Origin of the sequence: Drancourtella sp. An12, assembly GCF_002160935.1 — a bacterium.
Classification (GTDB): Bacteria; Bacillota; Clostridia; order Lachnospirales; family Lachnospiraceae; genus Sellimonas; species Sellimonas catena.
Genome location: NZ_NFLO01000021.1, coordinates 18,343 through 31,537, shown reverse-complemented (window position 1 = coordinate 31,537; position 13,195 = coordinate 18,343). Strand labels below are relative to the sequence as shown.

The 13,195-nt window shown below is 48.0% G+C and carries 10 protein-coding genes; 8 read left to right on the top strand and 2 right to left on the bottom strand.

Annotated elements, in window-relative coordinates:
• Positions 1 to 47 precede the first annotated feature (47 nt).
• Positions 48 to 2,570: a GH25 family lysozyme gene (locus tag B5E64_RS14780; RefSeq protein ID WP_162610203.1), complete on the top strand. Its 2,523-nt coding sequence runs from the start codon at positions 48 to 50 to the stop codon at positions 2,568 to 2,570.
• Between the two features lie 60 nt (positions 2,571 to 2,630).
• On the opposite strand, the gene B5E64_RS14775 is transcribed toward B5E64_RS14780, so the two are convergent.
• Entirely contained in the window at positions 2,631 to 3,440 is an 810-nt protein-coding gene (locus B5E64_RS14775; protein WP_087169219.1) for an ABC transporter permease, read from the bottom strand.
• Positions 3,421 to 4,209: an ABC transporter ATP-binding protein gene (locus B5E64_RS14770; RefSeq protein WP_087169218.1), complete on the bottom strand. Its 789-nt coding sequence runs from the start codon at positions 4,207 to 4,209 to the stop codon at positions 3,421 to 3,423. The genes B5E64_RS14775 and B5E64_RS14770 overlap by 20 nt, the downstream gene beginning before the upstream one ends.
• A gap of 98 nt (positions 4,210 to 4,307) precedes the next feature.
• Here B5E64_RS14770 and B5E64_RS14765 point away from each other — a divergent pair, with 98 nt between their 5' ends.
• From B5E64_RS14765 to B5E64_RS14735, 7 genes are all read left to right on the top strand, one after another.
• Positions 4,308 to 4,955 (top strand): epoxyqueuosine reductase QueH, encoded by a 648-nt coding sequence (locus B5E64_RS14765; protein WP_087169217.1) that lies wholly within the window; start codon positions 4,308 to 4,310, stop codon positions 4,953 to 4,955.
• A 63-nt stretch (positions 4,956 to 5,018) separates the two neighbouring features.
• A complete protein-coding gene (gene argH / locus B5E64_RS14760; RefSeq protein WP_087169216.1) occupies positions 5,019 to 6,398 on the top strand; it encodes an argininosuccinate lyase in 1,380 nt (459 codons plus the stop codon).
• Positions 6,399 to 6,410: 12 nt separating this feature from the next.
• Positions 6,411 to 7,496: an aspartate-semialdehyde dehydrogenase gene (asd, locus tag B5E64_RS14755; RefSeq protein WP_087169215.1), complete on the top strand. Its 1,086-nt coding sequence runs from the start codon at positions 6,411 to 6,413 to the stop codon at positions 7,494 to 7,496.
• 142 nt (positions 7,497 to 7,638) lie between these two features.
• Complete coding sequence (gene ppk1 / locus B5E64_RS14750) at positions 7,639 to 9,747, top strand: polyphosphate kinase 1 (RefSeq protein ID WP_087169214.1); 2,109 nt, start codon at positions 7,639 to 7,641, stop codon at positions 9,745 to 9,747.
• Positions 9,748 to 9,765: 18 nt separating this feature from the next.
• Entirely contained in the window at positions 9,766 to 11,766 is a 2,001-nt protein-coding gene (locus B5E64_RS14745) for a DNA topoisomerase (protein WP_087169213.1), read from the top strand.
• A gap of 13 nt (positions 11,767 to 11,779) precedes the next feature.
• Positions 11,780 to 12,445 carry a UDP-N-acetylglucosamine pyrophosphorylase gene (locus B5E64_RS14740; protein WP_087169212.1) on the top strand — a complete coding sequence of 222 codons (666 nt, stop codon included), beginning with the start codon at positions 11,780 to 11,782 and terminating at the stop codon, positions 12,443 to 12,445.
• A gap of 110 nt (positions 12,446 to 12,555) precedes the next feature.
• Positions 12,556 to 13,029, top strand: coding sequence for a methylglyoxal synthase (locus tag B5E64_RS14735; protein WP_087169211.1), 474 nt, complete (start codon positions 12,556 to 12,558; stop codon positions 13,027 to 13,029).
• The last annotated feature ends 166 nt before the right edge of the window (positions 13,030 to 13,195 follow it).

The following is a 13,195-nucleotide window of genomic DNA, read 5'->3' as shown; positions in this document are numbered from 1 at the left end:
CGTAAAATGAATCAATGAAAGGAATGAAAGTACAGATGAGGAGGAACGTGCATAAGCTACTGGGGATCGGCCTCAGTCTATGCTTGATTTTAGGAGGTTCCCTTGGCCCGGCATCGACAGGATACGCGGCAGATATCTCCGGAGAAGAGATTGCAACGGTAGAAGTATCAGAGCAGTCACAGGATATACAGGAAGATACTGTACAGTCTGAGACGCAGAATGAAGATGCGGAGCCGGATGTGCAGGAAAGTGATGCTTCCGGGCAGGAGCAGCAGACACAGCAGGATGCTTCCGGAGAGCAGGAAATTACTCAGCCGGCAGAAGGAACAACAGAAAGTGAAAGCACAGAGCCGGAAAAAGCAGATACGGCTGAAACAGCTGATACAGAAGTGCCTGAGACACAGAAGACAGAACCGGAAGAGTTAAAGGAAAACAGTTTCCGGTATCAAAACGGAGAACCGGTTCATCAGCCGCAGGTTTACTCCAGAGCTGCATCCTATCCGTATGCATGGGAGAAAGTCAACGGAAAATATATGAACAGCATCGGACAGGTGATTGAAGGTGCGACAAAGAAAGGAATTGATGTCAGCCATCATCAGGGAACGATTGACTGGCAGAAAGTGAAGAATGACGGGATTGATTTCGCCATTATCCGCTGCGGATACGGTGGAAATTACACATCCTACGATGACAGGCAGTGGCTGCGGAACGTATCCGAATGCGAACGTCTGGGAATTCCATACGGGGTTTACCTGTATTCCTATTCGGAAAATACAGAAGATGCAAAAAGCGAAGCGGCTCATGTGCTGCGGCTTTTAGAAGGTCACAATCCGGCATATGGAGTGTACTATGATCTGGAAGATGAGAATACGACCGGAACGGTAAGCAATACCACGATCGGAACCATTGCCAAGACATTCTGTGATCAGGTTTCCGCATCCGGATATAAGGTGGGAATTTATGCCAGCAAATACTGGTGGCAGTACAAACTGACCTCTTCTGTTTTCAAAAATGAAAAATGGTCCAAATGGGTTGCACAGTATAATACTTCCTGTACCTATGAGGGGACCTATGATATGTGGCAGTGTACTTCCGAGGGAAGTGTCAGCGGCATCAACGGGTTTGTAGACTTGAATTTCTGGATGAGCGATTCAGAACCGGATGAGAATGCAGTGAGTGTATCCGACAGAAATATCATCTCCGGCAGCGCCCATATGCAGGACTATGGCTGGCTGAATTCAGTAAAGAACGGAGTGCAGATCGGTGTGACGGGCGAGTCCAGGCGGCTTGAGGCATTTAAGCTCAGCATCGGAAGCGGTTATGGAGATCTGGGTGTACGCTATACGTCCTTTGTGGAAGATAAAGGATGGCAGACTTACGCCGCAGGCGGACAGGTATCCGGTGCGACAGGACAGAACAGAGCCGTTCAGGCAGTGAAGATTGAGCTGACCGGAACGCAGGCAAAAAATTATGATATTTATTATCGTGCCCATGTACAGGACTATGGCTGGCTTGGCTGGGCAAAAAACGGTGCCGCAGCGGGAACAACCGGCTATGAGAAACGGATGGAGGCTCTTCAGATTGCAGTAGTTCCAAAAGGATCCGCTGCGCCGGGATCTACTTCCAATGTCTACAAAGAGAAGGCGGTAACCGGAGGAGTCGGTTATGAGACTCACATGCAGACATACGGCTGGAGAGCGATGACGCTTAACGGTGCAACAGGCGGTGTCGTTGGCGAGTCCAAACGAATGGAAGCCTTCAAGGTAGATCTTCTGTACCCGCAGTACAGCGGAGATGTCGAATACAGATCCTATGTACAGAACAAAGGCTGGCTTGGCTGGGTGAAAAACGGTACAATGAGCGGAACTTCTGGACAGGGACTCCGCATGGAGGCGGTTCAGATCCGTTTAACCGGCGAGATGGCAAAGAAATATGATATTTACTATCGCGTACATACACAAGACTTCGGCTGGCTTGGCTGGGCGAAAAACGGAGCAGGCGCAGGATCATCCGGATATAGCAGACGGATTGAAGGAATTCAGATCAAGCTTGTGGCAAAAGGAGCAGCAGCTCCTGGAAGCACCTCCGGGGCATTCAAAGACAGAACTACGATTCAGAACGTAGTATACCAGGCTCATATGCAGGATTATGGCTGGTATACAACCGCGTTTAACGGTTCAACCGGCGGTGTGACCGGCGCCGCAAAGCGGATGGAAGCTTTGAAAATCAGCCTTGAAAATACAGCATACACCGGTGGAATCCAGTACCGGGCACATGTCCAGAATATCGGCTGGCAGAGCTGGAAGAGCAATGGAGCTGTTTCCGGAACAGAAGGGAAGAAACTTCGGATGGAAGCGGTTCAGATTCAGCTGACCGGTGAAATGGCAAAGAAATATGACATCTATTACCGGGTGCATGTACAGGATTATGGCTGGCTTGGCTGGACGAAAAACGGGGCAAAGGCTGGCACGGAAGGACTGAGCAGGCGGATGGAAGGAATTCAGATTCAGCTTGTAGAAAAAGGAAAAACAGGTCCGACAGGCGGCGGAACTGCATTCCGTACAAAATAAATGGATAAAGAAAAGGGCAGGATCACAAGAGAAGGATCCTGCCCTTTCTGCAGGAGTTCTTCACAGGACTTTCCGGCAGAGACGTTCCAGAAGCCCGATGACCGCATACAGGACCATCGCCATGATACAAAGAAGGATGATAGACATTAACAGCCAATCCATTTTAAATACCTGGCTGGAGTAGATGATCAGATATCCAAGCCCTTCTCTGGCTGCCAGAAATTCACCGATGATGACACCGACAAGGCAGAGACCAATGTTTACTTTCATGTTGCTGATAATGGCAGGTACGGCAGACGGCAGCACGACTTTGGTAAGGGCATGCAAGGATGTACCATGGAGGGTGTAGATCAGCTTGAGTTTATTTTTATCCGTCCCTGTAAAGCAGGTGTAAAGTGTCATAATGCTTCCAAAGACAGCCACAGACATTCCGGCCACAATAATTGTTGTCCGGTCTGCGCCAAGCCATACAATGAGAAGCGGTGCAAGAGCAGACTTTGGAAGACTGTTTAAAACGACCAGATAAGGCTCCAGAACCGCGGAAAGTTTTCTGGAAAACCAGAGCAGGACAGCAGCAAGGATGCTGATGCCGGTGACAAGAAGAAAACTGACGATCGTTTCATACAGCGTGACCGAAAGATGCGGGAAAATACTCTTATCCGCTGCCATAGATAAGAAACAGGTTAGAATTTTGGATGGGCTGCTGAAAATAAAAGAATCGATGATTCCCTCGCCTGCAGTCCATTCCCAGAGAACAAGAAAGAGGACCAGAACGGCGATGCGGAAAAACAGGACAAGGCGCCGTTCTTTTTTTCGGGCGGCAAGATAAGATGACTGGGAAGCAGAAAGATCAGTCTGTTTGGTTTTCATGTTGATTCAGCTCCTTCCAGATCAGATTAAAATAGGTTTTAAACTCCGGTGCGTTCCGCCGGTTCAGCGGGGTATCGTCTGCAGGTTTTGGAAAACCGAAATGTAAGCTGACTGTGGTTTTCAGAGAAGCAGGGCGGCTGGAAAGTACAAGGATGCGGTCTGCCAGACTGATGGCTTCGGAAAGATCATGGGTTACCAAAAGGGCGGTTTTTCCTTCGCGGCGGATGATCTGGCCGATGTCGTCACTGACATTGAGCCGCGTCTGGTAGTCGAGAGCGGAAAACGGCTCATCTAGCAGGAGAACTTCCGGATTCAATATCAGTGTGCGGACAAGTGCGGCTCTCTGCCGCATCCCGCCGGAAAGCTCGGAAGGGCGGGAAGACTGAAACTGTCCCAGACCATAAGCATCCAGAAGTTCATGGGCCCTTTTTTTCACTTCCGGATTCAGGGAATGCTGAATTTCGGGACCGAGGAGCACATTTCGGTAAATGCTGCGCCATTCAAGCAGCTCATCTCTCTGAAGCATATATCCGATTTTATCCTTTTGTTCCTCAATCGGCTTTCCGTGCAGGAGAATTTCCCCCTTTTCAGGCTGTAACAGACCGGAAATAAGAGAGAGAAGGGTGGACTTGCCGCATCCGGAGGGCCCGACAACAGCAAGAAATTCACCCTGGTTTACGGAAAAAGAAATATCGTAAAGAGCAGGAGTCTCCCCTTTTAATGTATGATAGGAATGGCTGATATGATTGATGCTCAGGATGGTATCCATATTGCTGACCTCCTTCTATTTATATCATAATGTATGTTGACAGAGAAAAAGATGTGAATTATAACTATCAGTAGAATAAAAGCCGAAAAGGAGAAACCATGCAGGAGCAGAAGAAAAACTATCAAAAAGAACTGGAAAAAATACTGGAAAAAATCGGGAAGGAAGAGCAGGTTCCGACCCTTTTGCTTCACAGCTGCTGCGGGCCGTGCAGCAGTTATGTGATGGAGTATCTTTCAGATTATTTCCGGATCGCGGTTTTTTACTTTAACCCGAATATCACAGAGGAAGCGGAGTACCGGAAGCGGGCAGAAGAGCAGAGACATCTGATTGAGCGGATGAATGAGAAACTGAAGTATCCGGTTTCTTTTCTTGAAGGAGACTATGATGCGCATGTTTTTTTTGACATGGCAAAGGGAATGGAACAGCTTCCGGAAGGAGGAGAGCGCTGTTTTCGCTGCTATGAGATGCGGCTTCGCCGGACGGCCGAAGAGGCAAAGAAAAGGAAGATGGATTTCTTTACGACGACTCTTTCCATCAGTCCGATGAAGAATGCGCAGAAACTCAACGAAATCGGACAGAAGCTGCAGGAAGAATACGGGGTTTCCTACCTGTTTTCTGATTTCAAAAAGAAGAACGGATATAAGCGCTCCGTGGAACTTTCCGGGGAATACGGACTCTACCGCCAGGATTACTGCGGGTGTGTCTTTTCAAAAAGAGACAGAAATAATTCTTTACAAACAGAATAAAATTTGGTAAATTATGTTTTAATAGTTTAACTCACTAAAATAAGAAAGAAACGGGGAACGCAGATGGCACAGTTATGGGGAGGACGCTTTACGAAAGAGACCGATCAGATGGTATATGATTTTAATGCCTCCATCGGATTTGACAAGCGTCTGTACAGACAGGATATAGAGGGAAGCATGGCACACGTCAAAATGCTGGCAAAGCAGCAGATCCTGACAGAACAGGAGCGGGATCAGATTCTGGAAGGCCTGGCCGGAATTTTAAAAGATGTGGAAGACGGCACGCTTCTGATTACGAAAGAATATGAGGATATTCACAGCTTTGTAGAGGCAAATCTGATTGACCGGATCGGGGATGCAGGGAAGAAGCTGCATACCGGCCGCAGCCGGAATGACCAGGTAGCTCTTGACATGAAGCTTTATGTAAGGGAAGAAGTTCAGAAGACAGACGCGCTGCTGAAAGATCTTCTGACGGTGATTCTGCATATCATGGAGGATAATCTTGATACCATTATGCCGGGATTTACCCATCTTCAGAAAGCACAGCCGATTACCCTTACGCATCATATGGGGGCATATTACGAGATGTTCCGGAGAGACAGAAGCCGTCTTTCGGATATTTATAAAAGAATGAATGTCTGCCCGCTTGGAAGCGGCGCACTTGCGGGAACGACCTACCCGCTTGACCGGGAATATACGGCAAGTATTCTTGGATTTTCCGGAGCTACACTGAACAGCATGGATTCTGTATCCGACCGGGACTATGTGATTGAATATCTGTCGGCACTTTCAACGATTATGATGCACCTGAGCCGGTTTTCGGAGGAAATCATTATCTGGAATTCCAATGAATATCAGTTTGTGGAGATCGACGATGCGTACAGCACCGGAAGCAGCATCATGCCGCAGAAGAAAAATCCGGACATTGCGGAGCTTGTAAGAGGAAAGACCGGACGGGTTTACGGGGCACTGATGTCGATGCTGACAACGATGAAAGGGATTCCGCTGGCATACAACAAAGACATGCAGGAAGATAAGGAGATGGCGTTTGACGCGATGGATACGGTCAACAGCTGCCTTCCGCTTTTTACCGGCATGCTGGCAACAATGAAGTTCAGAAAGAATGTAATGGAGAGAAGCGCCCGGAGAGGATTTACCAATGCTACGGATGCTGCAGACTATCTGGTGAACCATGGCGTGCCGTTCCGGGATGCCCACGGAATTATCGGCCAGCTTGTGCTGACGTGCATTGAGAAGGAGTGTGCACTGGATGATCTGCCGCTTTCCGAATACAAGGCGGTCAGTCCGGTATTTGAAGAAGATATTTACGACGCAATCAGCATGAAGACATGCGTTGAGAAACGTCTGACAAAGGGAGCGCCGGGAAAAGGTGCCATGCTGGAGGCAATTCAGGTTTATAAGCAGGAACTGGAAACAGAGTAGGAGGACCATACAATGGAAAAGAAATTACGTGTTGGAATATTAGGAGCAACAGGGATGGTAGGACAGAGATTTATCTCTCTTCTGGAAGGCCATCCGTGGTTTGAAGTTGTGACGGTGGCTGCATCTCCAAGATCAGCCGGTAAAACATATGAGGAAGCGGTAGGAGACCGCTGGAAAATGAAAAAACCGATGCCGGAAGGAGTCAAAAAGCTGATTGTACATAATGTAAATGAAGTGGAAGAAGTTGCTTCCACGGTAGACTTTGTATTCAGCGCGGTTGATATGAGCAAAGAGGAGATCCGCGCGATCGAGGATGCTTACGCAAAGACGGAGACACCGGTTGTTTCCAATAACAGTGCACACCGCTGGACGCCGGACGTACCGATGGTCATTCCGGAGGTAAATCCGGAGCATTTTGAAGTGATTGAGGCGCAGAAGAAACGTCTCGGAACGACACGCGGATTTGTAGCTGTAAAACCGAACTGCTCCATTCAGAGCTACGCCCCTGTTCTGACTGCATGGATGGAGTTTGAACCGACAGAAGTGGTGGCAACGACATATCAGGCTATTTCCGGTGCCGGAAAGACATTTAAGGACTGGCCGGAGATGGTGGAAAACATCATTCCGTACATCGGAGGCGAAGAGGAAAAGAGCGAGCAGGAACCGCTTCGGATCTGGGGAAAAGTGTGTGATGGAAAAATCGAAAAGGCATCCGCTCCGGTAATCACGACTCAGTGTATCCGTGTGCCGGTGCTGGACGGACATACGGCGGCAGTATTTGTCAACTTTAAGAAAAAGCCGACGAAAGAGCAGCTTATCGAGAAACTGGTAAATTACCGCGGACTTCCGCAGGAACTGGAGCTTCCAAGCGCACCGAAGCAGTTTATCCAGTATCTTGAGGAGGATAACCGCCCGCAGGTTGCTCTGGATGTGGACTATGAAAACGGCATGGGCATTTCGGTAGGACGTCTGAGAGAGGACAGCCTGTACGACTTTAAATTTATCGGACTTTCTCATAATACGGTAAGAGGGGCTGCAGGAGGCGCCATCCTCTGTGCGGAGACGCTGGCTGCACAGAAATATATTCAGGCAAAATAGCAGAAAGCCTTGGAATGGAATTTTTCATCAGGGACGGGAAATTTTACCCGTCCCTGATTGCACGTTTGTAGAGAACCATGTAAAATAGAAAGGACGACAGACTGACAAACTGATTTCAAAATATAGAATAAAGGAGCGAAAAATGGACGGGGAACTTCTGAAATATACGCAGAATCGGGAACTTTCATGGTTGAAATTTAATAAAAGAGTATTGGAGGAAGCGAAAGATCCGGATGTGCCTCTGATGGAGCGGATGAAATTTGTAGCGATTTTTACAAGTAATCTGGATGAGTTTTTCATGATCCGGGTGGGAAGTCTTTACGATATGGCTTCCATGAAAGTACAGACGACGGACAAAAGGTCAGGCATGACAGCGCAGCAGCAGCTGGACCGGATTTATGAGGCGGTGGCTCCGCTTTACAAAGAGCGGGATAAAACTTATGCGGAGATCAAAAAGAAACTGAATCCCTATGGAATCTGCGGGCTTTCTTTTAAGGAGCTTCAGGATCCGGAAAAGAAATATGTAAAGAAGTATTTTAAGGATCAGATTCTTCCGGTTCTTTCCCCTCAGATTGTAGATGCGAACCATCCGTTTCCGCATCTTCTCAATAAGGAGATCTATGTCGTTGCAAGTCTGAAACAGGATAATAAAAAAATGATGGGAATTGTTCCGGTGCCGCAGTATATTTCAGAGATCCTTTTTCTGCCCGGACACGATATCCGGTATATCCGGATGGAAAAGATCCTGATGGAATATCTGGAGGTTATTTTTGATAAATATGAAGTATCCGACAAGAATTATATTTGCGTGACGAGGAATGCGGACATTTCACCGGATGACGAATCACTGGATATCAACGATGATTTCCGAGTCCTGATGAAAAAGACGCTGAGTAAGCGGAGAAGGATGGCGGTTGTCCGGCTTGAGACGGCAAATCCGCTTCCGGAGAGCATGGAAACCTATTTTTGTGAGAAGTTCCACATTACACCGAAACAGATTTTCCGGACGAAGATGCCGCTGAAGCTGTCCTATATTTTTTCCGTAGCGGAAAAGGTGCCGGAACACCTGAGGAGAACACTGGTATATGAGCCGTTTTCCCCGCAGAAGGCAGCTATGGTGGAGGATGAGACTTCCATCATGAAGCAGATCAGAAGAAAGGACATTCTCCTTTCTTATCCGTACGAATCCATGGAGCCGTTTTTAAAGCTTCTGAAGGAGGCGGGGGCGGATCCGTCTGTCGTGACGATCAAAATTACTATCTACCGGCTTGCAAAGAAAGCAAGACTTGTGGAGTATCTGTGCGCTGCGGCGGAAAACGGAAAAGAGGTTACGGTTCTGATTGAGCTGAGAGCCCGGTTTGACGAGCAGAATAACATTGAGTGGTCCGAACGGCTGGAAGAGGCAGGATGCCGGGTGATTTACGGGTTTGAAAACTACAAGGTTCATTCCAAAATCTGCCTGATTACCTGTAAGACACGAAACGGGTATCAGTATATCACTCAGGTCGGAACCGGAAATTACAACGAAAAGACAGCGGCCATGTATACGGATGTGTGCCTGATGACAGCAGACCAGGAGATCGGGCAGGATGCGGCGGTCTTTTTCCAGAATATGTCCATGGGAAATTTAAGAGGCACCTATCGGCATCTGATTGTCTCGCCGAATACGTTGAAGAAAAAGGTTCTGGAATTGATTGAGGAAGAGACAAAGAAAGGTACAAACGGCCGGATTATCATGAAGATGAATTCAGTGACGGATGTGGAATTTATTGAAAAGATTTCCATGGCCAGCCGTGCCGGGGTGGAGGTCGACCTGCTTGTGCGTGGAATCTGCTGTATCCTTCCGGGGATAAAGGGGTACACGGACCATGTGCGTGTGACAAGTATTGTCGGCCGCTTTCTGGAGCATCCAAGAATTTTCATTTTTGGAAGGGGAAGTTCAGAAAAAATGTATATCGGTTCGGCCGATATGATGACAAGAAATACAGAAAAGCGTGTGGAAGTTGCATGTCCTGTTTACGATCCTGAAGTGAGGGAGAGGCTGAATCATATGATTCAGGTTATGCTTGAGGACAATGTAAAGGCGAGGGCGCTGGATTCATCCGGCAACTACCGGAAGAAAGAACAGACGGGACAGCCGGTTGATGCCCAGGAGGTGTTCATGCAGGAAGCAGTGCAGGAGGCGGCAAGGGTGAAAAAACAGGCAAAAAGGCCGTTTCTTGATTTTCTGCTTCGTATCTTCCGCAGGTAAAAGAAGGAGATTGTAAATATGGGGAAATCTCTCTACATAGCAGAGAAGCCGAGTGTGGCGCAGGAGTTTGCAAAGGCGCTGAAACAGAATATGAAGCGGAGGGACGGATGGCTGGAATCCGATGAGAGCATTGTTACATGGTGCGTGGGGCATCTGGTGACAATGAGCTATCCGGAGGCCTATAATCCGAAATATAAAAAATGGAGTCTAAGCACCCTCCCGTTTCTTCCAAAGGAATTCAAGTATGAGGTGATTCCGAATGTGAAGAAGCAGTTTGACATCGTAAGCGGACTTCTCAACCGAAAGGATGTAGATACGATCTATGTCTGTACGGACTCCGGGCGGGAAGGGGAGTATATTTACCGCCTGGTGGAGCAGATGGCAAAAGTAAAAGGGAAAACGAGAAAGCGTGTCTGGATTGATTCCCAGACAGAGGAAGAGATCCTGCGGGGAATCCGGGAGGCAAAAGATCTGTCAGCCTACGATAATCTTTCCGCTTCCGCTTACCTGCGGGCCAAGGAAGACTATCTGATGGGAATTAATTTTTCCAGAATTCTGACATTGAAATACGGGAACAGCATTGCCGGATTTTTACATAAAAACTTTGTGGTGCTCTCGGCGGGCCGGGTCATGACCTGTGTGCTTGGGATGGTGGTAAGAAGAGAACGGGAGATCCGGGAGTTCGTCAAAACCCCGTTTTACCGTGTGCTTGCGAATATGGACGCGGACGGGGCCGCATTCCAGGGAGAATGGAAAGCAGTCAAAGGGTCCCGTTATGAGATGTCTCCGAAGCTGTACCGGGAAAACGGGTTCAAAGACCGGGAAACAGCACAGGAGCTGATCGATGAGCTGATGGACAGCGACCGGATGGGCGCGCTTGTTTCCGTGGAAAAAAAGAAAGAAAAGAAAAATCCGCCGTTGTTATTCAACCTGGCGGAACTGCAGAATGAATGCTCGAAACGGTTCAAGATCAGTCCGGATGAAACCCTTCGGATTGTGCAGGAGCTGTATGAAAAGAAGCTGGTCACCTATCCTCGTACCGACGCGAGAGTCCTTTCCACAGCGGTGGCAAAAGAGATTCACAAAAATCTGAACGGGCTTGCGAAATATGAACCTACGGCAGAACTGCTTGGGTTTATCGCAAGGGAACGGACGCACAAAGGACTGGAAAAGACGAGATATGTTAATGACAGTCAGATTACGGATCACTATGCCATCATTCCGACCGGGCAGGGACTTCCGGCGCTGAAGTCCGTATCTGCAACCGGTGCGAAGGTATATGATCTGATTGTGAGGCGTTTCCTTTCGATTTTCTACCCGCCTGCAGTGTACCAGAAACTATCACTGGAAATGGTGCTGGGAGGAGAGCATTTTTTCTCCGGCTTTAAGATTCTGACGGAGGAAGGATTTTATAAAGTGACGGGCATTCCGGGTAATAAGAAAGGAAAGTCAGAGGAGGACGAGGAGACGATTCCGGATGCGGAGCTGTTTGCCCGGATTCAGAAGCTGAAGAAGGGAGACCGGATCCCGGTGAAAGGATTTGAAATCAAAGAAGGCGAGACATCGCCGCCAAAGCGGTACAACTCCGGTTCCATGATTCTTGCCATGGAAAATGCCGGACAGCTCATTGAGGATGAAGAGCTCAGGGCCCAGATCAAAGGAAGCGGTATTGGAACGAGTGCGACGCGGGCGGAAATACTCAAGAAGCTGATTCATATCAAATACTTATCTCTTAATAAAAAGACCCAGGTGATCACTCCGACGCTGATGGGAGAGCTGATTTACGATGCGGTGGATCATTCGATCCGCTCCCTTTTGAATCCGGAGCTGACGGCCAGCTGGGAAAAGGGACTGACCCTGGTGGCTGAAGGGCAGATCACCTCGGAAGAATATATGCAGAAACTGGAACATTTTATCGCGGTCAGGACGAACGGCGTAGTCGGACTGAACAATCAGTACCAGCTGAAAGCCTGCTACGATAAGGTGTCCCCTTATTATAAATCAATGAAAAAGTCATAGAAGGAGGAACAATATGAAAGAATTAACAGTACAGGAGCTTTATGATCTCAACGAGACGATCGCAGGAGAACTTTTTGAGGGAGTGACCTATCCGTGGGAAGTCCTTCCGAAAATCGGGGAATTTATTGTAAAACTTGGAAACACACTGCCGGAGGACGAGTATGAAAAGAAAGGCGAGAACATCTGGATTGCAAAGTCTGCAAAGGTGGCTCCAAGTGCATACATTAACGGTCCGGCAATCATCGGCAAAGACGCTGAGATCCGGCACTGTGCATTTATCCGTGGAAACGCGCTGGTAGGAGAAGGTGCAGTAGTCGGGAATTCTACAGAACTGAAAAATGTTGTGTTATTCAACAAGGTTCAGGTGCCTCATTACAATTATGTCGGCGACTCTGTCCTTGGATTCAAGTCCCATATGGGTGCCGGCTCCATCACATCCAATGTGAAATCTGACAAGACACTTGCAACAGTCAGTACACCGGAGGGTAAAATCGAGACCGGACTGAAAAAGTTCGGCGCCATGCTCGGAGACAATGTGGAGGTAGGATGCGGCAGTGTCCTGAATCCGGGGACGGTTGTAGGAAGAAATACAAATATTTACCCGCTTTCCATGGTGAGGGGGTATGTGCCGGCCGGAAGTATTTACAAAAAACAGGGCGAAGTTGTAGAAAAACAGTAGTAACCTGTGAAATTTTACTGTGAGAATCCGGAGAAATATTGTATAATAAAAGAGAAATTCGTTGACGGGACAAAGAAGGAATGACGGATCGGGAAAGGAGACGAAACACAATGGGAAAGCAGTATGTAGATTTTGAAATTGGAAAGCAGAAACATATCGCACTGGTGGCGCATGATGGAAAGAAAAAAGAAATGGTGGACTGGTGCGATAAGAATAAAGATATTCTGAAAAATCACTTTCTTTGCGGTACCGGGACGACAGCCAGACTGATCGCGGAAAAAACGGGGCTTCCGGTGCGCGCGTACAACAGCGGTCCCCTCGGAGGGGATCAGCAGATTGGAGCAAAGATCGTAGAAGGCGGCATTGACTTTATGATCTTTTTGTGGGATCCGCTGGAAGCACAGCCGCATGATCCGGATGTCAAGGCGCTTCTTCGAATTGCGGTCGTATATGATATTCCGGTAGCCAATAATCTTGCTACTGCGGATTTCATGCTTACATCCCGGTATATGAATCAAACATACTCCAGAAAAGTTCTGAATTTCTCCGCGGAAGTAGAGGAGAGAGTCAGACAGATGAAATAGGAATATGATCTGTTTTTATGAAAGGCCTGCCGCAGCCGGACTGTGGCGGGCATTCTGTCTTGTTTCCGGTCCGGGCATTTCTGCCAAAACTCAAAAATCAGCTTGACAACAAAATAAGAATCGGTTACTATTAAAATCACAGGCGAACATTTGTTCGGATTCAAAA